Raw genomic sequence first — 25,522 nt, 5'->3', positions numbered from 1 at the left:
TATTGTTCCATTGACCACGACGCGACCGTTGACAGCACTGATCACCGCGTGGTCAGCTGCGCCTATGAACAGTGCGCCAGATGTGTTCAGCCCGGCCAAACTCGGCCCTATCACGTTGCGCAACCGCACCATCAAGTCCGCCACGTTCGAGGCCCGCACCCCCGATGACGTCGTCTCCGACGACCTGATCTCCTTCCACCGCGCCATCGCCGCCGGTGGCGTCGGCATGACCACCGTCGCCTACACCGCGGTCAGCCAGGGCGGGCGCACCAACGGCGGACAGATCTGGATGCGCCCGGAGGCCGTCCCCGGTCTGCGCCGGCTGGCCGAGGCCGTGCACGCCGAGGGTGCGGCGATCAGTGCCCAGATCGGGCATGCCGGCCCGGTGGCCAATGCGCGCTCGAACAAGGCCACGGCGCTGGCCCCGGTCCGGTTCTTCAACCCGCTGTCGATGAAGTTCGCCAGGCACGCCACCCGAGATGACATCAGCAACGTCATCGCCGCGCACGCGTCGGCGGCCCGGTTCGCCATCGATTCCGGGTTCGACGCCGTCGAGATCCATCTCGGCCACAACTATCTGGCCAGCTCCTTCCTGTCCCCGTTGATCAACCGCCGCAACGACGAGTTCGGCGGCTCGCTGGAGAACCGGGCCAAGGTGGCCCGCGGCGTCGTGATGGCGGTGCGCCGGGAGGTCGAGCGGCTGGGGCCGGCCCCGATTGCCGTGACCGCCAAGCTCAACATGGCCGACGGTGTGCGCGGCGGCATCACCATCGACGAGTCGCTACAGACCGCGAAATGGCTGCAGGACGACGGCGGTCTGGACGCCATCGAACTGACCGCGGGCAGCTCGCTGCTCAACCCGATGTATCTGTTCCGTGGCGACGCCCCGGTCAAGGAGTTCGCGGCGGCGCAGAAGTGGCCGCTGAACTGGGGTATGCGCATGACCGGGACGAAGTTCATGCGCGAATATCCCTACCGGGACACCTTCCTGCTGCGCGACGCCGAGGCGTTCCGCAAGGAGCTGACCATGCCGCTGATCCTGCTCGGCGGTGTCACCAACCGCGAGAGCATGGACCGCGCGATGGCCGGGGGCTTCGAATTCGTGGCGATGGGCCGTGCGCTGCTGGCCGAGCCCGATCTCATCAACCGCATCCAGGCCGACGGCTCCGCGCACTCGGTGAAGTCGCTGTGCACGCACTGCAACAAATGCATGCCGACGATCTACTCGCGGACACTCTGTGTGGTGACCGGCGCCCCAGCCTGACGAGCCAGCGGCCGCGATACCGATAGAGTTGGTGTCGATGAGTCGACCAGCCGCGCCTGTGCTGACCGTTCGGTACGACGGGTCTGAGCGCACCTTTGCCGCAGGGCACGATGTCGTGGTTGGCCGCGACCTGCGTGCCGACGTCCGGATCGCCCACCCGTTGATCTCGCGCGCCCACCTGGTGCTGCGCTTCGACCACGGCCGCTGGCTGGCCATCGACAACGGTTCACTCAACGGCATGTTCGTCAACGGGCGCCGGATGTCGTCGGTCGACATCACCGACGGGCTCACCGTCAACGTGGGCAATCCCGACGGCCCGGCGATGCACTTCGAACTCGGCCGTCACCAGGGTTCGGTGGGTCGCCCGCCGCAGACGTCGTCGGTGAACATCGCGCCGCCGTCCTCGCCGTCGTGGCCGGCCGCCCCCAGCACCGCCACCCCGACCGCCGGTGCGTGGCCGCCACCGCCGTCTCGCCCGCAGCCGACCTATCAGCAGCCGGCCTACCCGACCACTGGCTCACGGGCACAACCGACGTACCACCAGCCCACCGCACCCGCCGCGCCTACCCCGGCCGCGGCGACCCAGATGCGTCCGGCGGTCGGCAAGCCCGCCGCGTCGTCGAACATCGCGACATCGATGCTGAAGATCCTGCGCCCGGGTGCGCCCAGTGAGGTACCGCCGGGCGGGATCACCATCGGCCGCGCGACCGACAACGACATCGTCATCCCCGACGTCCTGGCGTCGCGCCACCACGCAACGCTGATCCCGACGCCGGGCGGCACCGAGATCGTCGACAACCGCAGCATCAACGGCACGTTCGTCAACGGCACCCGCGTCGATACCGCGCTGCTCGACGAGGGCGATACCGTCACCATCGGCAACGTCGACCTGGTGTTCGCCGGCGGCACGCTGGTCCGGCGCACCGAGACCGAGGCGGCCACCGCCACCGGCGGTCTGGATGTGCGCGCGGTGACGTGGACGATCGAGCACAACAAGACACTGCTGGACAACATCTCGCTGACCGCGCGCCCCGGCACGCTGACGGCGGTGATCGGCCCGTCGGGTGCGGGCAAGTCGACGTTCGCGCGGCTGGTCGCCGGCTACACCCACCCGACAAGCGGCACAGTCACTTTCGAGGGTCACAACATCCACGCCGAGTACGCCTCGCTGCGCTCCCGAATCGGGATGGTGCCGCAGGACGACGTGGTGCACGGGCAGCTGACGGTGCACCAGGCACTGATGTATGCCGCCGAGCTGCGGCTGCCGCCCGACACCACCAAGGAGGACCGCCAGCAGGTGGTGGCCCAGGTGCTCAGCGAGCTGGAGATGACCCAGCATGCCGAGACCCGGGTGGACAAGCTCTCCGGCGGTCAGCGCAAGCGCGCCTCGGTGGCTCTCGAGCTGCTGACCGGCCCCTCGCTGCTGATCCTCGACGAGCCGACATCGGGCCTGGATCCGGCACTGGACCGGCAGGTCATGACGATGTTGCGCCAGCTCGCCGATGCGGGCCGCGTGGTGCTGGTGGTCACCCACTCGCTGACCTACCTCGACGTGTGCGATCAGGTGCTGCTGCTGGCACCGGGCGGCAAGACCGCGTTCTGCGGGCCGCCCAGCCAGATCGGACCGGCGATGGGCACAACCAATTGGGCCGACATCTTCAGCGCCGTTGCCGGTGATCCCGACGCGGCCTACCAGCGCTACCTGGCGCACACCGGGCCCACTCCCCCGCCGCCGCCGGTGGAGAAGCCCTCCGACATCGGCGAGCCGACCCACACCAGCCTGATCCGCCAGTTCTCCACGATCGCGCGCCGCCAGATGCGGCTGATCATCTCCGACCGGGGCTACTTCGCGTTCCTGGCGATGCTGCCGTTCATCATGGGCGTGCTGTCGTTGTCGGTTCCGGGCACGGTCGGTTTCGGCGTGCCCAATCCCATGGGTGACGCCCCCAACGAGCCGGGTCAGATCCTGGTGCTGCTGAACGTCGGTGCCATCTTCATGGGCACCGCCCTGACCGTTCGCGATCTGATCGGTGAACGGGCGATTTTCCGCCGCGAGCAAGCCGTCGGGTTGTCCACGACCGCCTATCTGCTGGCGAAGGTCTGTATCTATGCGGCCTTCGCGATCGTGCAGTCCACGATCGTCACGGCGATCACCGTCGCCGGCAAGGGGTCCCCGACGCAGGGTTCGCTGACGTTCCTGAATCCGACGCTGGAGCTGTTCGTGGTGATGGCGGCGACGACGGTCACCGCCGCGATGGTGGGTCTGGCGCTGTCGGCGCTGGCCAAGTCCAACGAGCAGATCATGCCGCTGCTGGTCGTGGCCGTGATGAGTCAGCTGGTGTTCTCCGGCGGCATGATCCCGGTGACCGGCCGCCTTGTTCTCGACCAGCTGTCCTGGTTCACCCCGGCCCGATGGGGTTTCGCCGCCTCGGCCTCGACGGTGGACCTGATCAAGCTGGTGCCCGGGCCGTTGACGCCCAAGGACCGGCACTGGGAGCACACCGGGTCGGCGTGGTGGTTCGATATGGCGATGCTGGGAGCCCTGTGCGTGGGGTATCTGTCCTTCGTGCGCTGGAAGATCCGGCTCAAGAGCGCGTAGCCCCCAGCGTTTTCGGCGCGCTTTCGCTCGCCCAGCGGCGGTTTCCGCGCCGAAATCGGGGAGATCACCGGAGTTCGTGTCGCGGTTGTCTGCCGTTCATCGAGCGTCCATAGCGTGCGGCGCATGAGGATGAAAGTGGCGGCGCTGGCCGCAGCGGTGAGCCTGTCGATCGCGTTGGCGCCGACCGCAGCAGCCGACCCGAGCGTGGACAAGTTCGGCGGCTGGAACCACCTGATCGACGACGGCGGTGCGGTCATCACGGTGTGGAAGATCAGCAATCTGAAGCCGAGCACCGACACCATCCCCGGCTACCCGGTAGCGGGCACGCTATGGGAGGCGACCGCCTCCGTGCGCGCCGCCAAGGGCACCGTCACGCCGATCATCCCCGACTTCAACGCGCGTGCCGCCGGTGGCGTCAACTACCCGGTGCTGTGGCAGGCCGCGACCACCGACGGCATCAGTGGCGCGACCATCCCCCAGGGTGTGAAGTCCACCGGCAAGCTGTATTTCGACGTGACCGGCCCGGCACCCACGCAGGTCGTCTACAACAACGGCGTGTCCGACCTGCTGGTCTGGAAGTAGCGGACCGACCGGCTAGCGCTGGTTGGGTCCCCAGTTCCACACGGTCGGATCCGCCTGCGGGTAGTCCGCGCAGACATCGGTGGCCTTGGCGACCACACCCTTGTTGTTGAAGAACAACTTGGCCCAATTGCCCCAGTGGGTGGCCATCTGCTCGTAGTAGACGTTGGTCGCGGTGTCTTCCGAATACTGCCGGCGAGCCGCGGAGTCGAGTGAGAAGAACCAGTAGATGCGATCCCGGGCCGCATCCTCGACATCGACGGGACGGTTGTTGTAGTCGATCATGTAGCGCTCGTAGTAGATCGGCGAGGTATCGCGCGCCGCGGCCATGTACTGGTCGACGGTGCACGCGGTGTCGATGATCCGCTTGGGGATCGGGTAGTCATCGCTGGCATCCGCGGCGGCCGTGCCAGGGACGACGGTCAGGCCCGCGACGATTGCGGCGGCGACCGCACCCGTCCGCATCAGGCTGCTATGCCGAAAGCGCATCGTGTTTCTCACTTTTCGATTTGAGTGGCAGCCTGCTGCAGCAGGATCTGCCGGTCCGGACAGTAGATCGGATAGGCCAAGGCTAGGAACTGCCACGCCTGTGCTGTCGTAGCGTCCGTCGGCAGCTGGCTGGAGACGAACCGTGCGGAGTCGTAGGCGCTGCGGTCGACGCCGCGGTCGAGCCGCTCGCACGCGATCTTCGCGATCCAGGCGTTGTAGTCCTTCGGCCCGTACACGCCGACGGTATGCAGTTGATTCCCGAAGTCGGTGTCGGAGTCGGCATGAGCGACAGCCGATTCGGTGACCATCAGTGCAGCGAGTGCAACGGCCGCGATCGTCTTCTTCATACCAGCGCCGCGTCGCGTTCGGAGGCGGTCTGCTGCGCCGGCCACGGCTGGGGGCGGGGGCGCTGGCGGACCCGCTGCGGCCACCAGAACCAGCGGCCGAGCAACGCCGCGATCGACGGCGTCATCAGCGAACGGACCACCACGGTGTCGAACAGCAGACCCAGCCCGATGGTTGTCCCGACCTGTCCGATGATGGTCAGGCTGCTTACCGCCATCGAGGCCATGGTGAAGGCGAACACCAGACCCGCGGCGGTGACCACGGACCCGGTTCCCACCATCGCCCGGATGATCCCGGTATTCAGGCCGGCGTGAAGCTCCTCCTTCATGCGCGACACCAGCAGAAGGTTGTAATCCGCGCCGACCGCGAGCAAAACGATCACCGACATCGGCAGCACCATCCAGTGCAGGGGTAGGCCGATGACGTGCTGCCAGAGCAGAACCGATAGACCGAAGGAGGCGGCCAGGCTGAGCACGACGGTGCCGACGATCACCGCCGCCGCGGCGATGGCCCTGGTGAGGATCACCATGATGACGAAGATCAGGATCAGCGCCGAGATCGCGGCGATGATCAGGTCGTAGTTGGCGCCCTGTTGCATGTCGGCGTACATCGCCGCACTGCCACCCAGATAGATGCTGGCCCCCTCCAGCGGTGTCCCCTTGATCGCGTCCGCGGCGGCGACCTTGATTCCCTCGATGCGGGAGGTGCCTTCCTCGGTCAGCGGATCGCCCTGGTGGATGATCGTGAATCGGACGGCGTGCCCGTCCGGGGACAGGAATAGCTTGATGCCGCGCTTGAAATCGTCATTCTGGAAGGCTTCCGGCGGCAGATAGAACGAGTCGTCGTTCTTGGCCGTGTCGAAGGCCTGGCCCATCGCGGTGGCATCCTGCAGTTGCGCCATGTTCTGGTCCTGCTGCGCCTTCTGGGCCTGATACTGGTTGAGCATCAACTGTTTCTGAGTCTTCATCGACGCGATCATCGGGGGCATGATCGCAACCATCTGCCCGGTCAGGTCCGACATCCGATGAAGGTCAGGCACGATGTCCTGGAAGTCGTCGGACATCGTCGAGATGCCGTCGAGGGAGTCGAAGACCGAGCGCAGCGACCAGCACATCGGGATGTCGAAACAGTGCGGCTCCCAGTAGAAATAGTTGCGTATCGGCCGGAACTGGTCGTCGAAATCGGCGAGATGATCGCGCACCGTGGCGATGTCTTCGGACGTGACGTCCATCTTGCCGGCCATACTGCGGGTTACCTCGGAGAGCTGCTGGGTGATGCTCTGCATCTTGGTCATCGAGTCGATGCTGACCTGCATCTCGTCGGCCTGCTTCATGATGTTGTCGATGACCGCCTGTTGGTAATCGTTGTTCATCAGCTGGCCGGTGCCGTTTTGGCTCAACGAGTACGGAATCGTTGAGTGCTCGATGGGCTTTCCTTCGGGCCGGGTGATGGTCTGCACCTGGGCGATTCCGTGCACCCGGGCCAGCGCCTTGGCGATCTTGTCGATGACGAGAAAGTCAGCGGGGTTACGCAGATCGTGATCGGCTTCGACCATCAGCAGGTCGGGGTTCATCTTCGCCCGGGAGAAGTGCCGCTCTGCGGCCGCGTAGCCGACGTTGGCCGACACGGTGTCGGGCAGATAGATCCGGTCGTTGTAGGTGGTGTGGTATCCGGGCAGCGTCAGAAGACCGACCAGCGCCACCGCCACCGCACACACCAGAACGGCACCGGGCCAGCGCACCGTCGCAGTACCGACACGGTGCCACAGCTTTTGCTTCCCAACGCCTTTGGGCTCAAGGATCCGGCCGAACCGGCTGCACACCGCGATCAGCGCCGGCCCCATCGTCAGCGCCGAGGCGACCACGATCGTCATACCGGCGGCCAGTGGGATTCCCATGGTCTGGAAATAGGGCAGTCGAGTGAAATGCAAGCAGAACGTCGCACCGGCGATGGTCATGCCCGAGGCGAGCACGACGTGCGCGGTGCCGTGGAACATGGTGTAGTAAGCCGATTCCCGGTCCTCACCGGCTCGGCGCGCTTCCTGATACCGGCCGATCAGGAAGATCGCATAGTCCGTCGCCGCGGCGATGGCCAGGGTGACGACCATGTTGGTCGCGAACGTCGTCAACCCGAAAACGTTGTGGTACCCCAGGAACGCGACCAGCCCCCGGGCGCCGGACAATCCGAGCACCACCATCACCAGCACGATCAGGGTGGTGATGACCGACCGGTAGACGATCAACAGCATGATGGTGATGACACCGAAGGTGACAAGCTCGATCAGCTGCATGCTCTTGTCGCCGACGATGTTCTGATCGGTGGTGGTGGCGGCAGGTCCGGTGACGTAGGCCTTCACCCCCGGTGGCGCCGGGGTCTCGGTGGCGACCTTACGGACGGCCTCCACCGATTCGTTGGCCAGCGTTTCGCCCTGGTCACCGGCGATGTACACCTGAACGTAGGCGGCCTTGTTGTCGGCGCTCTGCGCGGCGGCAGCGGTGAACGAATCTCCCCAGAAATCCTGGACATGCTGGACGTGCTTGGTGTCGGCGCGCAGGTCGGAAACGATCTTGTCGTAGAACGCGTGCGCCTCGGCGCCAAGCGGCTGGTCGCCTTCGAGGACCACCATGACCGAGCTGCTGGTGTCGTACTCCTTGAACACCTGACCGACCCGTTTGGTCGCGATCAGCGAGGGCGCGTCATTGGGACTCATCGACACCGCGCGCAACTTGCTGACGTCCTCGAGCGTGGGCACCACGGTGCTCAACACGACGATCAGGGCGACCCAGCCCAGGATGATCGGCACCGCGAACGTGCGGATGAACCGTGGCAGCCGCGGCTGGGCCCGATGGCGAGGGACTGCAATGGCGTCGGTCGGCGCATCGCCGAGGTCGGCGCTCACGCCGACTTCACCAGGCAGAAGGTTGCGGCATTCATTCCCGTAGCAGTCCTCTCCTGCTTGACCACGTCATCGACGGTGATGCGGCAGCCGATGGCGGTCCCGTCCCCCTGCGCCAGGATGTTCGGCGATGCCGCAGGGTCTGTCGTGCTCAGCGTCAACGACCAGGGCAGCGCCACGCTCCCGGCCCGCTGAGGTATGCCGTCGAGGTCGAGGTAGTTGACCACCGCCGTGCCGCCCGACCCGAACACCTCGTAGGTCACCACCTTGGGATCGAAATCCTCGGCGCTGTCCGACGTCCTCGGCGTCACGATGACCGGGTTCGAGCCGAATACGGCACGGGCGTTCTTCACCGCAGCAATCCCCGCCGCGGCGACGACAACCACGAGAACGGGGATCCACACCCGCCCCAGGATCCGCGTCAGCGTGAACCGTTTACGTTGTGGTGCAACGGCAATTGTGGGTGGTGATCCACCGACAGATCTCATGGCGTCTGGCCTTTCCGCGTGACCGAAGACCGCCGATGGCGGCCAGCGCAGTGCTAGGAAGAGAAGCTAACCATAAAAGCGGATGAAGTCAATCCACTTAGTGTGGCGGTCGTTACACTCACCCAGATGAAGTCCAATCCACCGACGGATCGCCCGTTACGCAAGGACGCGCAACGCAACCGACAGCGGATCATCGACGCGGCCCGCGACCTGTTCGCCCAGAAGGGCCTCGAGCCCAATCTGAACGAGGTCGCTCACCACGCGGGCGTGGGCGTGGGCACCGTCTACCGCCGATTCGCGACCAAAGAGGAACTCTTGGAGGCCATCTTCGAGGATGGCCTCAAGCAGCTGACCTGCTACGCGGAAACCGGTCTGCAACATGAGGATTCATGGGAAGGGTTCGTCTGGTTCGTCGGGCAGATGTGTCAGGTGACGGCAAGCGACCGCGGTTTGCGCGAAGTGGCCTTCAGCAAGTGCTACGCCGGCGCCCGGGTGAACGCTGCGCAGGAGCGCCTGGTCCCGACCCTGACCGCACTCGTCGACCGGGCGCAGGCTGACGGGCATCTGCGGCCCGGGCTGGCGGCTGCGGACATGCCGGTCATCGGACTGCTGGCCGGCACGGTGAGCGAGTTCGCCGGCGGCGTCGACTCCGGACTATGGCGACGCTACGTGGCGCTGCTGATCGAGGGCATGCGCCGCCGCCCCGGCCAGCCGAAGCTTCCGGTCGATGCACTCAGTGACGTGGAACTCGATGCCGCGATGCACACCTGGGAGCCCGCCGGGAGCCCCTAGGCACCGGCCGGGTAGGCCCACGTTCACTCCCCGCCGACGTCGAGGCCGTGCGCAGCGGCGAACGCCAGCGCCTGCGCGATGTCGATGCGGGCACCCCGACACGCCGCGGTGGTCCACAGGGTGGCGTCGATGCGGGCACCCCGCAGGTCTGCTTGTTCCAGCCGCAACCCGTTGGTGCGCGCCCCGCTCAGGTCCGCGCCCCGCAGCACCGCCTTGCGCAGGTCCGCCTCCACCAGCGAGGCCTCCCGCAGCCGGCACCCGGACAGGTCCACGCCGCGAAGATCGGCGCCGCCGAGCACGGCCAGCGTGAAGTCGACCTCGTCACAGACGATCGGGCGCAGCCGGCAGTTCTCGAACGTTGATCCGAGCATGCTGCAGTTCCGAAAAGTACTGTGCCACAGTGTAGTACGGAGAAAACGACAGTTTCGAAATGCCGAACCCAGGTGTTGCGACTCGGACAGGTTCGCGCCGCCGAAGTCACATTCGGTGAATACCACCCGCTCGGTGTGCAGCCCGGAGAGATCCTCGTCGTGGAAGTCCTCGCCGGTGAACTCGCGGTCGACCCAGCGCTGTGCCGGCTCCACTAGGCGGTGCCGGGGGCCAGGCTCGCCAGCGCGTACTCGCTGATTGCGATCAGCGCGTCGGTCGCCGACTTGCGGTCCCTGGCGTCCACCGTGATCACCGGCGTGGTCTCCGACAAGGTCAGCGCCCGTCGCACCTCGTCGGTGGGATAGTTTGGGGCTCCGTCGAATTCGTTGACGGCCACCAGGAACGGCAACTTGCGGTGCTCGAAGAAGTCAACCGCGGCGAAGCTGTCCTGCAGCCGGCGCACGTCGACCAGGATGATCGCTCCGATCGCGCCGCGCACCAGGTCGTCCCACATGAACCAGAACCGGCGCTGACCGGGCGTGCCGAACAGATACAGCACCAGGTCCCGGTCGAGGGTGATGCGCCCGAAGTCCATCGCCACCGTCGTCGTGGACTTGCCCGGGGTGGCGTCCAGGATATCCACCGCCGCGGAGGCATCGGTGACCATCGCCTCGGTGCGCAACGGCATGATCTCCGACACCGCGCCGACGAATGTGGTCTTGCCGGCGCCGAACCCACCCGCGATGACGATCTTCGTCGAGGCGGCGTCGCGCCTCTCAGAGGGCTCGTAGGCCACGCAGGGTCCTTCCTATCAGGTCGCGGCGCTCGTCGTGTGTCGAGCGGTCGGTCAAAGTGGTCTGTACCCGAAGATAGCCCGCCGTCACGAGGTCACCGACGAGGACGCGCGCGACGCCGAGCGGCAGTTCCAGCAGAGCCGAGATCTCGGCCACTGACGGGCTGTCGGTGCACACCCGGCAGATCCGGCCGCGCACGTCGCCGGACGGCCAGTGCTGCTGCAACGCCGGCTGCAGTGTCTGAATCGGAGCCTCGACCGGGAGATCGACGCCGGTGTCGGTGCGCCCCGCGGTCAACGAGTAGGGGCGAACCAGATTCGGCTCGTCAGGTGCCGGGGGCTCCACGATGTCCATGACGGGTCACGAGGGTTGCGCGGCGCGCCGGGACGAGGACACGACATTGCCCACCCGCTCGACCAAAACCGCCATCTCGTAACCGATTTGGCCGATGTCACAGGTGGGCGCGGCCAGGGTGGCCAAATGTGATCCGTCGCCGACACGCATGACAAGCAGGTAGCCGCCGGCCATCTCCACCACCGACTGCAACACCTGACCGCCCTCGAAGAGCTGGGCGGCGCCGGCGGCCAGGCTGGCCAGTCCGGAGGTCACCGCGGCGAGCTGCTCGGCACGTTCCCGCGGCAACTGCTCACTGGCCGCGATGAGCAGGCCGTCCACCGACACCAGCACCGCGTGGGAGACGCCCGCAACGTCGCGGGCGAAGTTGGACACCAGCCAGTCCAGCGAGTTGTTCTGCGCGCGTGGCGGGTAGGTCATTGGTGTTCTCGTCCGTTCTCTGATGACGTCGCTTCGATCTCGGAGCGGGCGGCCCGCACGCCACCGAAGTGGCTGCTGAACGAGGCCCGGACGGCCTCGGGGTCACGCCGGGGAAGCTCGGGTGCCGGCGGCCGCGGAGCGGTGTCGGCGGCACCGGGCACCAGCCGGGCACCGGGGTCACGCACCGGCAGGCCGTGCTCGGTGTGTGCCTGGGCCGGGATGTTGTCCACGTCGGCGGCCGCTGCCCAGCCGTTGTCCCACACCGATTTCCAGTCCTGCGGCACGGCAATGGTCTGCGGGTCGACCAGGAACTCCGACAGCATCTTCTGATAGATGAAGTCGGTGTCGGTGTCCGTGTCGGCCTCGCTGGCGTCCGGTGCCGACAGGTCGGCGGCGAGTACGTCCATGTCGCTGACCGCCCGGGCCTCGTCACGGGCCTCCTCGGCGCGCAGCCGGGAGGCGAAGAACGACGAGGTGTCCGAGGGGTGCTCGTGTGCCGGGGCAGGTTCATCGGCTTCGGGGCCGGCGAACCAGGGCGAGGGTTGGGGTTCTGGCTCGGGTGCCGGGGGCGCTCCGGTGATGCCGCTGGTTCCGGGTGCGCGCCGCGGCAGGCCGGCCTGGTCACCGGGCTGCGGTTCCTGGCCGTAGGGCCGGGCGTCGGCACCGATCGGTGCGGCGTGTTCGAGCAGCTGCGGCGGGATGTAGAGCTCGGCGGTGGTGCCCGAGGACGGCTCGCCCGCGACGGTGTTGCGTAACCGCACCGCCATGCCGTGCATGTGCCCCAGCCGTCCGACCACGAACAGACCCATGTGCCGGGCGTTGTCCGGGGTGACCTCGCCGCCGGCGTGCAGCCGCATGTTGGCGATCCGCAGGTCGCTGTCCGTCATGCCGATACCGTCGTCGTGCACCTCGACGAGCACGCCGGCATTGCTGGTGTGCACCGCGGTCACCCGCACCGGTGAGATGGGCGGGGAGTACCGCAGCGCGTTGTCGATCAGCTCGGCCAGCATGTGCACGGCATCGCCGGAAATCCGGCCGATCAGCGCCGAGTCGGGCATGTCGGCGACCTCCACCCGCTTGTAGTCCTCGACCTCGGACACCGCGGCGTTGACCGCGCTGGCCAACGGCAGCGACTGGCGCTGGTCGCGGGAGACCTGGGCACCGGCGAGCACCAGCAGGTTGGCGCCGATGCGCCGCATCCGGGTGGCCAGGTGATCGAGCCGGAACAGGCTCTCCAGCCGTTCGGGATCTTCCTCGTTGCGTTCCAGCCGGTCGATCAGTGACAACTGCTGGTCGACCAGCGAGCGGTTGCGCCGTGACATGGTCTCGAACATCTCGTTGATCAGCACTCGAAGCCGGGCTTCGTCACCGGCCAGCAACAGCGCCTGGGTGTGCAGCTCGTCGACGGCGTGGGCCACCTGGCCGATCTCCTCGGTGGTGTAGACCGGCAGCGGCTCGGGTTCGCGCTCGTCGCCGGCCCGGGCCCGGGCGATGCCCTGCTCCAGATCGGTATGTGCGACCTTGAGTGCGCTGTCGCGCAGGGTGCGCAGCGGCCGGATCAGGGACCGCGCCACCACGACCACCACCACGATCGCGATGACGAACGCCGCCAGTACCAGCAGCGCGTCGCGGATGACGGCGGTCCGCCGGTCGGCGGCCTGCCGTTGCACCGACGTCGTGACCTCTGCGGTGGTGCTCTTGATGATCTGGCCGGCGATGGTGTCGGTGGCCTGCAGCGACTGGCGCAGGTCGAGGTTGCCGACCAGGACCGCGTCCGGGTTCGACAGGATGCTCATCCGGCGGACCATCTCGCCCTGGAGCACCTTGGCATCGGGGGAACCCACGCCGAGCACCTGGCTCATGCCGGCCAGTGTCGAGGGTTCGGTGCCGGCCAGCGTGATCATCGAGGTGCGCAGCTCCGGTTCGGGCAGCTCCCCGCCCTGCTCGACGAGCAGCTCCTGCATGAACATCTGGCCGCGGGCGCCGACCGCGCGGCTCAGGCCCTGGGCTTGGGCGCGCAGCCTCTCGTCGTCGAGGCGAACCGAACCGTTGATCGCGTCCTCGGCGGTCAGCAGGATCGGCGCATAGGTGGTGATCCGCTCACGCAGCCCGATGGTGTTCGCCGACACCGCGGCCACGACCTTCTGACCCCCGGTGAGCAGGTTGGTCACCCCGGTGCGGACGTCGGGGGCCACATCGGTGCCGTTGAGTTTGTTCTGCAGGGCCGCCGAACCGGCCTGGAAGGTCTGTGTCGCGGACGGGGTGTCCCCGCCGGCGGAGTAGGCCAGCAGGAGTCCCTCGAGGCCGCTCAGGTAGTTCTCGATGGCGGGGATCATCTCGACGCGGTCGGCGGCCACCTGCAGGTCGCGGGCCGCGTTGACCTCATCCCAGATCCGGGCCCCGCCGAACGCCAGCGCCAGCGCCAGCGGAACGGCCACGATCGCGAATACTTTGCGCCGGACCGGCCAGTTCCGCAGTGACCAGCGCGACGGACGTTTCGGCGGCTGAGCTGGTGGCTGCTGGTCGCCGGGGGCGGGGCGGTCCACCCCGTGCGGGGCGCCGAACATCGTCACCGGTCCGCGGCCGGGCCACCGACCGCCGCGCTGGAATTCAGTGTTCTCGCCTGCTTCATCCGGACTTCCTGGTTATCGCCGCCCCGTGTCGGCCACAGCCGAACCCCGAGCCACCCCTGGCAATTGGTCGAGTATGACAGCGATTGTCTCCCATCTCCAGGGTTGTTACTGAACAGAGAGATACCGGTGGCGCCAAGCCGGGTAGTCCACCGGGGTGCCGAGCAAATTCGGCTGGGGCACAACTGAGATCATCTCTCGGTGCTCAATTGAGTTGGTGGCACGCCCAACTACGCTGTGTCGATGCGCGGTAGGGATGGTCGCGGTTCATGGGGCGCCAGCCGACCGGCGGTATGGGCCGTCAAGCATGTTGTCGCACCTGTTCACCGCTGGATCTATCGGCGAACGGGCGGACGGGTGCTCAGCCGCAACATCCTGTTGCTGACTACTCGAGGCCGTAAGACCGGGCAGGCGCACACGACTCCGGTTTTCTTCCTCCGGGACGGGAGTCGCGTGGTGGTGTGCAACGTCAAACCCGCGTCGGAGTCGACGAACCCGTGGGTTCTCAACATCCGGGCCGATCCGACGGCCACGGTGCGGATCGGTTCGGATGTCATCACCTGTACTGCCCGCGAGCTCCACGGTGCCGACGTGGACCGCTACTGGCCGGAGTTGGTCGCCCTGTGGCCCGCCTACGCGAAGCACTACGAGCGCAGCGGTCAGCGGGCGATCTTCGTCCTCGAACCCCGCTGCCGCGAAACCTGACCCATGTTCCGGATCATGTTCAACTCACCGCGTATCGCCCCCAACACCGGCAACGCGATCCGCATGGTGGCGGCCACCGGCTGCGAGCTGCATCTGGTCGAGCCGCTGGGTTTCGATCTGTCCGAACCGAAGCTGCGCCGGGCCGGGCTGGACTATCACGACCTGGCATCGGTGACCGTGCACGCCAGCTTGGCCGATGCGTGGGCAGCGGTGGACGGCGCGCGGGTCTTCGCGTTCACCGCGCACGCCGAGCGGCCATTCACCGATGTGCGCTATGAGCCCGGCGATGTGCTGCTGTTCGGCCCGGAGCCGACCGGCCTGGACGCCACCACGCTGACCGACCCGCACATCACCGATCAGGTGCGGATCCCGATGCTTGGCGGCCGGCGATCGCTGAACCTGTCCAACGCCGCCGCGGTGGCGGCCTATGAGGCGTGGCGCCAGCACGGCTTCACCGGCGGGGTCTAGGCCCGTCGCATCACCAGGTATCCCAGTGCGTGAGCTGCTCGGCGGGCAGCCGCTTGGCGGGCTTGAAGTCGGTGCCCTTGGTGTAGGCGATCGGGAACAGGCCACCCTGCGCGTAGTGCTGGAACGGTATGCCGAGCACCTCGGCGGCCTGGCGCTCGCCGTCGCCGATCAGGTGCAGCGTCGTCCAGGCCGAGCCCAGACCACGTGACCGCAGCGCCAGCATGAAGCTCCACACCGCCGGTAGCAGCGAACCCCAGTAGGAGGCCTGCATGCCGGCGTCGGCGCCCTCCGGGCGGCCCTCCAGGCACGGGATGAGCAGGACCGGCGCCTTCTCGAAGTTGTCGTTGAGGTAGGAGGCCGAGGAGCGCACGGCTTGCTGCTGTTGGTCGCGAATGTCGCCGCGCACCGGACTCGGCAGGTTGAGGTAGGGGGTGGCGTTGGCGCGGTAGATATCGGCCAGCGCCTTCTTCTTGTCCGGGTCCTCGACGAACACCCACTGCCAGCCTTGCGCGTTGGACCCGGTAGGTGCCTGCAGGGCCAGATCCAGACACTCGTTCAACACCTCGCGCGACACCGGGCGGTCGAAGTCGAGGCGCTTGCGAACCGATCGGGTGGATGTCAGGAGTTCATCAACGGTCAGATCGAGTGTCATGAGGCGAGACTACATTCGGGGTCATGTCCATCGAACTGACTCAAGAGGTATCCGATCGGCTCGTCGGGGACCACTACGGCTGGTTGACGACGGTGGCCAGGTCCGGCCAACCGGTGCCGAAACTGGTGTGGTTCTACTTCGACGGAGCCGACATCGTCATCTACTCCGAGCCGGCCGCGGCCAAGGTGCGCCACATCCGGGCCCATCCGCGGGTGAGCCTGAACCTGGATTCCGACGGCAATGGTTCGGGCATCATCGTCGTCGGCGGCACCGCCGCGGTGGACTCGGAGGACGCCGATCCCCGCGATGACGAACCGTACTGGGCGAAATATGCCGGCGCCGCAGCCAAATTCGGCCTGACCGAGGCGATGGGTGGGTACCACCTGCGGCTGCGGATCAGCATCGACAAGGTGTGGACCACGCCGACAGAGGCCTAGTATCGCTGCCGCGCACAGCATCTCAGCGAAAGTCGCGCGAACGGGAACTCACCTTCATGGTGATATGTCCCATCCGTTCGGCCACCACCGTCACCGCCCCGGTGGCGTTCTGCACCTGCCCACGGATCAGCAGCGCCGCGGCGGTCTGGGCCAGTTTGCGATGCCGGTTCCACACCCCCGGCGTGCACAGCACGTTGACCATGCCGGTCTCGTCCTCGATGTTCATGAACGTCACGCCCTGCGCGGTAGCCGGCCGCTGCCGATGCGTCACCGCACCGGCGATCAGCACCCGGCTGCCGTCGGGCACCTCCAACAGCCGCTCGGCCGGGATCACGCCCAAAGCGTCGAGGTCCTCCCGGAGGAACTGGGTGGGATAGCTGTCCGGCGAGATACCGGTGGCCCATACGTCGGCGGCGGCCAGTTCCACCTCGGTCATCCCGGGCAGGGCAGGCACATTCGACGACGAACCGACCCCGGGCAGCCGATCGGGCCGTTGGGTCGCTGCCGCACCGGCCGCCCACAACCCCTCCCTGCGGGTGATAGAAAAGCAGCCCAGCGCGCCGGCGGTGGCCAACGCCTCGGTTTGCGGCACCGAAAGCTGCACCCGCCCAGTCAGATCCAGCAGTGAGGTGTATGGCCCTCCGACGCCACGCTCGTCGACGATGCGCTGAGCCAGTTCGCCGCCGATATGACGCACGGCGCCCAATCCCAGCCGCACATCCAAACCGGAGTTCTCCAGCGTGGCATGTGCCAGGCTGGCGTTGATATCGGGTCCGTGCACGGCGACCCCGTGCCGGCGGGCGTCGGCGACCAGCGACTGCGGCGAGTAGAACCCCATCGGCTGGGCGCGCAGCAGTGCCGCGCAGAACGCCGCCGGGTGGTACAGCTTGAACCAGGACGAGTAGTACACCAGGGAGGCGAAGCTCAGCGAATGACTCTCCGGGAAGCCGAAGTTGGCGAAGGCCTCCAGTTTCTCGTAGATCCGTTCGGCGACCTCGCCGGTGATGCCGTGGCGCTGCTCCATCCCGGCGTAGAACCGGTCCCTCAGCCGGCGCATCTTCTCGGTGGAGCGCTTGGACCCCATGGCCCGGCGCAACTGGTCGGCCTCGGCTGCCGAGAAGCCCGCGCAGTCCACCGCCAGCTGCATGAGCTGCTCCTGGAAAAGCGGCACCCCCAAGGTCTTTCGCAACGCCGGTTCCATCGACGGATGGTCGTAGACGACGGGTTCAATGCCGTTACGGCGCTTGATGTAGGGATGCACCGAACCGCCCTGGATGGGCCCTGGGCGGATCAGCGCCACCTCCACCACCAGGTCGTAGAACACCCGCGGCTTCAGCCTCGGCAAGGTGGCCATCTGGGCTCGTGACTCCACCTGGAACACCCCGACGGAGTCGGCCTTCTGCAGCATCTCGTAGACGCGCGGGTCGGACAGGTCCAGCCGGGCCAGGTCCACCTCGATGCCCTTGTGCTCGGCGACCAGGTCGATGGCATAGTGCAGCGCCGAGAGCATGCCGAGCCCCAGCAGGTCGAACTTCACCAAACCGATGGCCGCACAGTCGTCTTTGTCCCACTGCAGCACACTGCGGTTCTCCATGCGGGCCCACTCCACCGGACAGACGTCGGCAATCGGCCGGTCACAGATCACCATGCCGCCGGAGTGGATGCCCATGTGTCGCGGCAGGTTCTTGATCTGGGTCGCCAGGTCGATCACCGACCCGGGAATGCCCTCGACGTCGGGTTGACCGGCCGCTCCGTCCGATTGCTGCTCTCGCAGCGTGTGCCAATGGCTGATCTGCTTGCTCCAGGCGTCTTGCTGCCCTTGGGAGAAGCCGAGCGCACGGGCCATGTCGCGCACCGCACTTTTGCCGCGATAGGTGATGACGTTGGCGACCTGCGCGGCGTGATCGCGCCCATAGCGTTCGTAGACGTACTGGATGGCTTTCTCCCGAAGATCGGATTCGATGTCGATATCGATGTCGGGCGGCCCGTCGCGGGCCGGCGACAGGAACCGTTCGAAGAGCAGCCCGCCCGCGATGGGGTCGACGGCGGTCACACCCAGGGCGTAGCAGACCGCGGAGTTGGCCGCCGATCCCCGGCCCTGACACAGGATGCCGTTCTCCCGGCAGAACCGGGTGATGTCATGCACCACAAGGAAATAACCCGGAAACTTCAGGGCGGAAATCACATCGAGTTCACGCTCGATCTGGGCGTAGGCCTCCGGAGCGGACGGCCGTGGCCCGTAACGACGGGCGGCCCCGACCATGACCAGCTCGCGCAGCCAGCTGTCCTCGGTGTACCCCTCGGGCACGTCGAACGGCGGCAACTGCGGGGCGATCAGCGACAGCCCGAAAGCACACTGCTCACCGAGATCTGCTGCGGCGCTGACGAATTCGGGGTGACGCGCGAACACCCTGGCCATCTCGTCGCCGGAACGCAGATGCGAACCACCTACCGGGGCAAGCCAGCCTGCGGCCTCGTCCAACGACTGACGCGCCCGGATCGCCCCCATGGCCATGGCCAGCCGGGCCCGGCCCGGCTCGGCGATATGCGCCCCGGTGGTGGCGACGACACCCACTCCGAACCGCGGCGCCAACGCAGCCAGCGCGGCGTTTCGCTCGTCGTCGAGCGGATCACCGTGATAGGTGAGTTCGATGCTGACCCGGTCGCGGCCGAACCGGTCCACCAGGTCGGCCAGCGCCTCCGCCGCTGCCTGCGGGCCGCCTTCGGAAAGCGCTTGCCGGACATGACCTTTGCGACAGCCGGTGAGGATATGCCAGTGCCCGCCGGCGGCTTCGGTGAGGGCGTCGTAGTCATAGCGCGGCTTGCCCTTCTCCCCGCCGGCCAGATGGGCGGCCGACAGCTGCCGCGACAACCGCCGGTAGCCCTCCGGGCCGCGGGCCAGCACCAGCAGGTGCGGGCCGGGCGGGTCGGGCACTTCGGTACGGGCGGTGTTGCTCAGTGAGAGCTCGGCGCCGAAAACGGTGCGCATGTCGAGTTCGGCGGCCGCCTCGGCGAATCGCACCACCCCGTAGAGGCCGTCATGGTCGGTCAAGGCGATGGCCCGCAGGTCAAGCCGTGCGGCCTCCTCGACCAGTTCCTCCGGGGTACTGGCCCCGTCGAGAAAGCTGTACGCCGAATGCGCGTGCAGCTCGGCATAGGGAACCGTCGAGCGCAACCGGCGCTCACCGGTGGATTCGTAGGGTTCCCGACGGCGCGACCACGCCGGGCTGTCCCCGCCGTCGGCGTGCGGCTCCCCCAGCGACAACCCAGGCCGGCGGGGCTTGCCGTTGAGCACCCGCTCCATCTCGCCCCAGCTGGGCGGCCCGTTGAACCAGTGCACCCAACCAAGCATATCGAACATATGTTCGATATGCGAGATGCCGGGCAGAATAGGAACCCGGATCGAGAAATCGAGGGGAACAGCAACGCATGTCGAAGCACGCACACGAGCACGAACTGGAGTCCGAACAGGACTACCTGGCCGAGCTCTACGACCGGCTCGACCATAAGCGTGCGCGGGTCAAGGCCCAGTACCGCGCCGCGCTCGGTGGCCCGATCGACCTGCAGGACGGCGGAACTCTGGTTGCCCGGGACGCCGAGGTTCGTGCGCTGGCACAGTCGGCCGCGCGGTTCGACGTGGCCGATCAGGGGCTGTGCTTCGGGCGGCTGGACGCCCTTTCCGGCGAACGGCTCTACGTCGGCCGCCTCGGCCTCTTCGACGAGCAGAACGACCACGAGCCGCTGCTTCTGGATTGGCGGGCACCGGCGGCCCGCGCGTTTTACGTCGCCACCGGCGCCAGGCCGGAAGGGATGCGTCGGCGCCGCCAGTTTCACTCGCTGGGGCGCCGACTCATCGATTTCACTGACGAGGTGTTTGGCCGCCCCGACCCCGACTCCGGTGACGCCAGCCCGCTCAACAGCGACGCGGCCCTGCTGGCAGCGGTCAACGCCCCCCGCGGCGGCGGCATGCGTGACATCGTGGCCACCATCCAGGCCGAGCAGGACGAGATCATCCGGCTCGATCACCCGGGGGTGCTGGTAATCGAGGGCGGCCCCGGCACCGGAAAGACCGTGGTGGCCCTGCACCGGGTCGCCTACCTGCTTTACACGCAACGCCAGCGGATCGAACGCCACGGGGTGCTCGTCGTCGGACCCAACCAGGCGTTCATGAACCACATCGGCCGCGTGCTGCCCGCACTGGGCGAGTCAGAGGTGGTGTTCATGACAGTCGGCGACCTGCTTCCCGGACTGAAGGTCACGGCCGAAGACTCCCCAGAAGTGGCCCGCATCAAGGGATCCCGCGCGATGCTGGACGTGCTGGCGGCGGCGATCGCAGACCGGCAACGGGTGCCCGAGCACCCGTTGGAGATCCCATTGGGCGATGTCACGATGCAGATCGCCGCCGACACCGCTGCGTGGGCCATCGACGAGGCCCGCGCGAGCGGACTGCCGCACAATGCGGCTCGTGCAGTGTTCCGAGACATCGTCACCTACGTACTGACCGAGCGCGGAATCGCCCGAATCGGCCGCGGCTGGCTGACCCGCGACAATCGCGATGCCTGGGAGAAGGTGCGGGCGGACCTGCTCGCCGACCTGGAGGACAACGACCGGTTCCTGGCGGCCCTGGACCAACTCTGGCCGGTCCTCGAGCCGCAAGATCTGCTGGCCGAGCTGTACACCTCGCCCGAGCGGCTCCGTGCCGCCGGCGCCGACCCCGCTCTGGGGCGGGACGACGGCACCGCCTGGACAGTGTCGGACGTGCCGTTGCTCGACGAATTGGTCGACCTGCTGGGCCGCGACAAGCAGGCAGACGCTGCCGCCGAACAAGCACGAAGAGATGAAACAGTCTATGCCGCAGGCGTTTTAGAGAACATGGTCGCGCACGAGGATCTGATGGACGACGAGGACCGTCTGCTCGCGCAGGACTTGATCGATGCCGAGGAACTCGCCGAGCGCTTCACCGAACGCGACTACCGGGATCTGGCAGAACGCGCCGCCGCCGACCGGGACTGGACCTACCGTCACGTCGTGGTCGACGAGGCCCAGGAGCTCTCCGAGATGGACTGGCGGGTGCTGATGCGGCGCTGCCCGAGCCGGTCGTTCACGGTGGTCGGCGACCTCGCACAGCGCCGGTCGATGGCGGGGGCGACCTCCTGGGCCGAGATGCTGGAGCCGTATGTGCCCGGCCGCTGGGTCTACCGGTCACTGTCGGTGAACTACCGCACCCCGGCCGAGATCATGGCCGTCGCCGCCGCTGTGCTGGCCGAGTTCGCTCCCGACGTCCGGTCTCCGGAGTCGGTGCGCGCCTGCGGTGTCCAGCCGTGGTCACGCCGGGTCACCGCCGAGGACCTGCCCGCCGCCATCGAGGAGTTCGTCGTGGCGGAGGCGGGGCGTGAGGGCACCAGCGTGGTGATCGGGCCGCCGGACATTCCCGGCGTCGTCGCGCCGTCGGAGACCAAGGGCCTCGAGTTCGACGCGGTGCTCGTGGTGGAGCCGGACCGCATCCTCGCCGACGGCCCACGCGGGGCGGCCGAGCTCTACGTTGCCCTCACCCGCGCCACCCAGCGGTTGGGGGTGCTGCATCAGCATCCGCTGCCCGCTGCGCTGTCCGGGCTTGCGGTGCGATGAGTTCCGGGCGGCCGGGCAGTCAGCATCTCTGAGACCCGAATGCATCACTGACGGAAGGAGCCCGGATGTCCGCCCTGCCACCCGTGGTCGACCAGCAGACCTGGCGTGCCGCACTCGACGACCTGCGCACGCGGGAGAAGGCCGCCACCCGCGAACTCGACGCGATCGCCGCCCAGCGTCGCCGGCTGCCGATGGTGCAGATGCCCGACTACACCCTGATCGGCGCCAACGGGCCGGTCCGGCTGTCTGACGTCTTCGGCGGGCGGTCTCAGCTGATCGTCTACCACCACATGTGGACCGACGGCGCGCAGTGGCAGTGCCCTGGCTGCACCGGGTTCACGTCGCAATTCACCCGATTGGAGTTCCTGGACAACTACGACGCCCGCTTCGTCATCGTCACGAACGGGCCGATCGAGGAAGCCTTGGCCTACAAGACGAAGGTCGGCAACACGATGGACTGGTACTCGTCGTCGGAGAGTTCGTTCGGCGCCGACGTCGATGCCGCCCCCGGGCAGGGATTCGCGGTGAACGTCTTCTTACGTACCGGCGATGGTGACGTGTACAGAACATGGCATACCAATGGCCGCGGCACCGAGCAGCTCAGCTACTCCTTTCCCCTGCTCGACCTGCTTCCCTGGGGCCGCCAGGAACAATGGCAGGACTCCCCCGACGGATGGCCGCAGCGGCCGACGTATTCGGGGTGGGCGAGCTCTGCCGACATTGCGCGCGAATACGGGGTAAGCCCTACGCTGCACACGTGACATCGACCCCGGACCCGTCCGTCCATCCCGCCGAACCGCATGTCGGGGCGATCGGCAGCAAGCTCAACTGGTTGCGTGCCGGAGTGCTCGGCGCCAACGACGGGATTGTCTCGGTCGCCGGCATCGTTGTCGGCGTGGCCGCCGCGACCCTCGAGCGCGCGCCGATCTTCACCGCCGGCACGGCGGGTCTGGCCGCCGGGGCGCTGTCGATGGCGCTTGGCGAGTACGTGTCGGTCAGCACGCAGCGCGACACCGAGAAGGCACTGCTGAGCAAGGAGCGCACCGAGCTGGACACCCAGCCCGCGGCCGAACTCGACGAACTCGCCGCGCTCTACGAAGCCAAGGGGCTGTCGCCGGCAACGGCGCGCACCGTCGCCGAGGAACTCACCGACCACGACGCCTTCGCCGCCCACATCGATATCGAGCTGGGCATCGACCCCGACGAACTGACCAACCCGTGGCAGGCCGCCATCTCCTCGGCGATCGCCTTCACCGTGGGGGCGTTGCTGCCGTTGCTGGCAATCCTGTTGCCGCCGCCGGCACTGCGCATCCCGGTCACCGTCGCCGCGGTGCTGATCGCCCTGGCGGTCACCGGTTGGATCAGCGCCCGCCTCGGCGGCGCCGACGCCAAACGGGCAACGGTGCGCGTGCTCATCGGCGGCGCGCTGGCCATGGCGATCACGTTCGGGATCGGCCGCCTCGTCGGCGGAGTGGTCGCCTAGCGTCGTTAGTCGATGTACTCGGCCGAGCCGTCGTCGAGCACGATGCGCGCTCCTGCGCCGTCGGGCCCGCTGGCCTCGGTGCGGTACACGGCCCGGCCCGCCCCGGTGCGCCAGATCGACGTCGTCAGCGTCTCACCGGGGAACACCGGCGCCGAGAAGCGCGCACTGACCGCGGTGAGCTTTGAGGCGTCGTTGTCGGCGAGTTCGCCCAACAGCGCCCGGCCGGCAAACCCGTAGGTGCACAGCCCGTGCAGGATCGGCCTGTCGAAGCCGGCCAGTTCGCGGGCGAACCACGGATCGCTGTGCAGCGGATTGCGGTCACCGGAGAGGCGGTAGATCAGCGCCTGGTCCTCCCGGGTCGGCATGGCGATGCGGGCGTCGGGCTCGCGGTCGGGGAACTCCGGGGCGGCGGGCCGCTGGCCGGGCTGTCCGCCGAAACCGCCTTCGCCGCGGATGACGGCGGTCGACAGTGTCTCGGCGACCAGCGTGCCAGTAGCCGGATCGGTGCCCCGCCCACGCATCACGATGATCGCGTTCTTGCCCTCGCCCTTGTCCTGGATGTCGGCGACCTCGGAGACCACCGACAGCTCACCGGAGGCGGGCAGCGGTGCGTGCAGCCGGATCTCCTGGGAGCCGTGCAGCAGCCTGCCCCAGTTGAACGACCCGACCTTGGTGGCGGCCCCGAACGCCGGGCAGCAGATGACGGCGAAGGTCGGCAGCACCTGCTGGGTGATGCCGTGGCTGTTGTCGGTGGTGAACGACAGGTCGTCGGTGCCGGCACCGACACCGAGCGCATAGAGCATCGTGTCGCGCTCGGTCCACTGGTAGGGCTGGGCTTCGGTGACAGCGCCGATTGCCGTGGGGTCGATGGGCATTGCCGCACTCCTGGGGTTGGGACTGGGAAACTCAATCGTCGCACTGCGGAAATCGCGCCCGCCGCGGCGGTGGACAAGGCACGCTATGCCCATGCACTTTTCCCGCGCCAGGACCATCGTCGCGGCGATCGCCACGCTCATCGCGGTCGTCCCGCTCGCCGCCTGCAGTTCGCCCGCGCCGACGGAGCGCTCGATCACGCTGACGTTCATCCGGCACGCCGAGTCGGAGGGCAACGCCAACGGCGTGATCGACACATCGGTGCCCGGGCCGGCGTTGACACCCACCGGTGAGCAGCAGGCCCAAGCGGTGGCCAGTCGTCTGGAAAGTAACCGCTATGACGGCATCTACGCCTCGGAGATGGTGCGTACCCAGCAGACCGCCGCGCCGATGTCCAAGGCGCTGGGCGAGCAGGTCACCGTGTTACCCGGGCTCAACGAGATCCCGGCGGGCTGGTTCAACGGCGAGAACGTCAACAACGCCGCGGGAACCATTTGGTCGCCCCCAGCGACTGGCTGCGCGGTGACACCAGTTTCGCCATCCCCGGATCGGTCACCGGCACGGAGTTCAACGGGCAGTTCACCGCCGCGGTGCAGCGCATCTACGACAGCGGCGACACCAAACCGGTTGCCTTCTCCAGCGCCGCCTCGATCATGATGTGGACGCTGCTGAACGTGCGTAACGCCAGGGACAGCCTGCTGGTCGATCACCCGCTGCCCAACACCGGGCGGGTGGTGGTGAGCGGAAATCCGGTCATGGGGTGGACGCTGCAAGACTGGGACGGTGTCACCCAGTTCTGAGATGGCAACCGGGAGTTTCCGGATGCCCTTGCGCGTGCGGTACGTCGAATGCGACATGCAGGGCCGGGTTTTCAACGCGCACTATCTGACCTGGGTCGACATGGCTGTCACCGACGCCATCCGGGACATCTTCGGTGACTATCAGGTGCTGACCGATGGCGGGATCGATCTGGTGGTGGCCGCCGCCGAGCTGCAGTTCCGCCAGCCGGCGCGGTTCGACGACGAATTGGTTGTTGCGGTGGAATTCGACCCGCCCGGACGGACATCGCTGCGCAGCCGGTTCGGCATCCGCCGCGGCGAGGACCTGATCGCCGAGGCGACGATGATCCACGTCTGCGTCGACGCGGTGGAGTTCCAGAAGCAGAACTGGCCGGACTGGTTCCGTGCCCGGTTCGGGGATCAGCGCCGGACTGGTTGACCGCGCGAACACCCAGCGTTGGGCGGGGCGTCGCCCTAG

23 protein-coding genes and 1 pseudogene are annotated in these 25,522 nt (G+C 67.5%); 12 read left to right on the top strand and 12 right to left on the bottom strand.

Features of this window, described 5'->3' with window-relative positions; translation table 11 throughout:
* The first annotated feature begins 64 nt into the window (after positions 1–64).
* The 3 genes from ADBZ9K_RS13465 (at position 65) to ADBZ9K_RS13455 (ending at position 4,445) form a co-directional block, all read left to right on the top strand.
* Entirely contained in the window at positions 65–1,264 is a 1,200-nt protein-coding gene (locus tag ADBZ9K_RS13465) for an NADH:flavin oxidoreductase (protein ID WP_526621261.1), read from the top strand.
* 31 nt (positions 1,265–1,295) lie between these two features.
* Positions 1,296–3,863, top strand: coding sequence for an ATP-binding cassette domain-containing protein (locus ADBZ9K_RS13460; protein WP_526621259.1), 2,568 nt, complete (start codon positions 1,296–1,298; stop codon positions 3,861–3,863).
* Between the two features lie 123 nt (positions 3,864–3,986).
* Positions 3,987–4,445 carry a DUF1942 domain-containing protein gene (locus tag ADBZ9K_RS13455; protein ID WP_526621257.1) on the top strand — a complete coding sequence of 153 codons (459 nt, stop codon included), beginning with the start codon at positions 3,987–3,989 and terminating at the stop codon, positions 4,443–4,445.
* A 12-nt stretch (positions 4,446–4,457) separates the two neighbouring features.
* Here the strand turns inward: ADBZ9K_RS13455 and ADBZ9K_RS13450 are convergent, their stop codons facing one another.
* Genes ADBZ9K_RS13450 through ADBZ9K_RS13435 form a run of 4 tightly spaced genes read right to left on the bottom strand, consistent with a single transcriptional unit; the run spans position 4,458 to position 8,597 of the window.
* A complete protein-coding gene (locus ADBZ9K_RS13450) occupies positions 4,458–4,907 on the bottom strand; it encodes a DUF5078 domain-containing protein (protein WP_526621255.1) in 450 nt (149 codons plus the stop codon).
* Positions 4,908–4,939: 32 nt separating this feature from the next.
* The gene (locus ADBZ9K_RS13445; RefSeq protein WP_526621253.1) at positions 4,940–5,278 is read right to left on the bottom strand and encodes a DUF732 domain-containing protein; all 339 of its coding nucleotides are present in this window, start codon (positions 5,276–5,278) and stop codon (positions 4,940–4,942) included.
* Positions 5,275–8,175 (bottom strand): MMPL/RND family transporter, encoded by a 2,901-nt coding sequence (locus ADBZ9K_RS13440; RefSeq protein ID WP_526621251.1) that lies wholly within the window; start codon positions 8,173–8,175, stop codon positions 5,275–5,277. The genes ADBZ9K_RS13445 and ADBZ9K_RS13440 overlap by 4 nt, the downstream gene beginning before the upstream one ends.
* Positions 8,172–8,597 carry an MmpS family transport accessory protein gene (locus ADBZ9K_RS13435; RefSeq protein ID WP_526622626.1) on the bottom strand — a complete coding sequence of 142 codons (426 nt, stop codon included), beginning with the start codon at positions 8,595–8,597 and terminating at the stop codon, positions 8,172–8,174. The genes ADBZ9K_RS13440 and ADBZ9K_RS13435 overlap by 4 nt, the downstream gene beginning before the upstream one ends.
* 189 nt (positions 8,598–8,786) lie before the next feature.
* Here ADBZ9K_RS13435 and ADBZ9K_RS13430 point away from each other — a divergent pair, with 189 nt between their 5' ends.
* Entirely contained in the window at positions 8,787–9,452 is a 666-nt protein-coding gene (locus tag ADBZ9K_RS13430) for a TetR/AcrR family transcriptional regulator (protein WP_526621248.1), read from the top strand.
* A gap of 23 nt (positions 9,453–9,475) precedes the next feature.
* Here the strand turns inward: ADBZ9K_RS13430 and ADBZ9K_RS13425 are convergent, their stop codons facing one another.
* Genes ADBZ9K_RS13425 through ADBZ9K_RS13405 form a run of 5 tightly spaced genes read right to left on the bottom strand, consistent with a single transcriptional unit; the run spans position 9,476 to position 13,956 of the window.
* Positions 9,476–10,036, bottom strand: a complete 561-nt coding sequence (locus ADBZ9K_RS13425) for a pentapeptide repeat-containing protein (RefSeq protein WP_526621246.1) — start codon at positions 10,034–10,036, stop codon at positions 9,476–9,478.
* Complete coding sequence (locus ADBZ9K_RS13420) at positions 10,036–10,617, bottom strand: GTP-binding protein (RefSeq protein WP_526621244.1); 582 nt, start codon at positions 10,615–10,617, stop codon at positions 10,036–10,038. Before ADBZ9K_RS13420 ends, ADBZ9K_RS13425 begins: the two co-directional genes overlap by 1 nt.
* A complete protein-coding gene (locus ADBZ9K_RS13415; RefSeq protein WP_526621242.1) occupies positions 10,598–10,969 on the bottom strand; it encodes a DUF742 domain-containing protein in 372 nt (123 codons plus the stop codon). Before ADBZ9K_RS13415 ends, ADBZ9K_RS13420 begins: the two co-directional genes overlap by 20 nt.
* A gap of 6 nt (positions 10,970–10,975) precedes the next feature.
* Positions 10,976–11,389 (bottom strand): roadblock/LC7 domain-containing protein, encoded by a 414-nt coding sequence (locus ADBZ9K_RS13410; protein ID WP_526621240.1) that lies wholly within the window; start codon positions 11,387–11,389, stop codon positions 10,976–10,978.
* Positions 11,386–13,956, bottom strand: coding sequence for a sensor histidine kinase (locus ADBZ9K_RS13405; protein WP_526622624.1), 2,571 nt, complete (start codon positions 13,954–13,956; stop codon positions 11,386–11,388). Before ADBZ9K_RS13405 ends, ADBZ9K_RS13410 begins: the two co-directional genes overlap by 4 nt.
* Positions 13,957–14,262: 306 nt before the next feature.
* Between ADBZ9K_RS13405 and ADBZ9K_RS13400 the strand changes: the two genes are divergently transcribed.
* Positions 14,263–14,724, top strand: a complete 462-nt coding sequence (locus ADBZ9K_RS13400; RefSeq protein WP_526621238.1) for a nitroreductase/quinone reductase family protein — start codon at positions 14,263–14,265, stop codon at positions 14,722–14,724.
* A 3-nt stretch (positions 14,725–14,727) separates the two neighbouring features.
* Complete coding sequence (locus ADBZ9K_RS13395) at positions 14,728–15,192, top strand: tRNA (cytidine(34)-2'-O)-methyltransferase (RefSeq protein WP_526621236.1); 465 nt, start codon at positions 14,728–14,730, stop codon at positions 15,190–15,192.
* Between the two features lie 10 nt (positions 15,193–15,202).
* On the opposite strand, the gene ADBZ9K_RS13390 is transcribed toward ADBZ9K_RS13395, so the two are convergent.
* Positions 15,203–15,844, bottom strand: coding sequence for a nitroreductase family protein (locus ADBZ9K_RS13390; protein ID WP_526621234.1), 642 nt, complete (start codon positions 15,842–15,844; stop codon positions 15,203–15,205).
* Between the two features lie 23 nt (positions 15,845–15,867).
* On the opposite strand from ADBZ9K_RS13390, the gene ADBZ9K_RS13385 reads away from it, so the two are divergent.
* Positions 15,868–16,281: a TIGR03667 family PPOX class F420-dependent oxidoreductase gene (locus tag ADBZ9K_RS13385; RefSeq protein WP_526621232.1), complete on the top strand. Its 414-nt coding sequence runs from the start codon at positions 15,868–15,870 to the stop codon at positions 16,279–16,281.
* Between the two features lie 22 nt (positions 16,282–16,303).
* Here ADBZ9K_RS13385 and ADBZ9K_RS13380 read toward each other — a convergent pair whose 3' ends face one another.
* Positions 16,304–19,621, bottom strand: a complete 3,318-nt coding sequence (locus ADBZ9K_RS13380; RefSeq protein WP_526621230.1) for a DNA polymerase III subunit alpha — start codon at positions 19,619–19,621, stop codon at positions 16,304–16,306.
* 89 nt (positions 19,622–19,710) lie between these two features.
* On the opposite strand from ADBZ9K_RS13380, the gene helR reads away from it, so the two are divergent.
* From helR to ADBZ9K_RS13365, 3 genes are all read left to right on the top strand, one after another.
* On the top strand, positions 19,711–21,909 hold the full coding sequence (gene helR / locus ADBZ9K_RS13375; protein WP_526621228.1) for an RNA polymerase recycling motor ATPase HelR: 2,199 nt from the start codon (positions 19,711–19,713) through the stop codon (positions 21,907–21,909).
* 65 nt (positions 21,910–21,974) lie between these two features.
* Positions 21,975–22,670: a DUF899 domain-containing protein gene (locus ADBZ9K_RS13370; RefSeq protein WP_526621226.1), complete on the top strand. Its 696-nt coding sequence runs from the start codon at positions 21,975–21,977 to the stop codon at positions 22,668–22,670.
* Positions 22,667–23,392 carry a VIT1/CCC1 transporter family protein gene (locus ADBZ9K_RS13365; RefSeq protein WP_526621224.1) on the top strand — a complete coding sequence of 242 codons (726 nt, stop codon included), beginning with the start codon at positions 22,667–22,669 and terminating at the stop codon, positions 23,390–23,392. The genes ADBZ9K_RS13370 and ADBZ9K_RS13365 overlap by 4 nt, the downstream gene beginning before the upstream one ends.
* 5 nt (positions 23,393–23,397) lie before the next feature.
* Here the strand turns inward: ADBZ9K_RS13365 and ADBZ9K_RS13360 are convergent, their stop codons facing one another.
* Entirely contained in the window at positions 23,398–24,267 is an 870-nt protein-coding gene (locus tag ADBZ9K_RS13360; protein WP_526621222.1) for a MaoC family dehydratase, read from the bottom strand.
* Positions 24,268–24,358: 91 nt separating this feature from the next.
* Here ADBZ9K_RS13360 and ADBZ9K_RS13355 point away from each other — a divergent pair.
* A pseudogene (locus ADBZ9K_RS13355) lies at positions 24,359–25,065 on the top strand (histidine phosphatase family protein).
* Positions 25,066–25,087: 22 nt separating this feature from the next.
* Positions 25,088–25,483 (top strand): acyl-CoA thioesterase, encoded by a 396-nt coding sequence (locus ADBZ9K_RS13350; RefSeq protein ID WP_526621220.1) that lies wholly within the window; start codon positions 25,088–25,090, stop codon positions 25,481–25,483.
* Positions 25,484–25,522 lie beyond the last annotated feature (39 nt).

It is taken from the genome of Mycobacterium sp., assembly GCF_965229265.1.
Classification (GTDB): Bacteria; Actinomycetota; Actinomycetes; order Mycobacteriales; family Mycobacteriaceae; genus Mycobacterium.
Note: the sequence above shows the minus strand (reverse complement) of the source record. Positions and strands in the feature narration are given on the sequence as shown.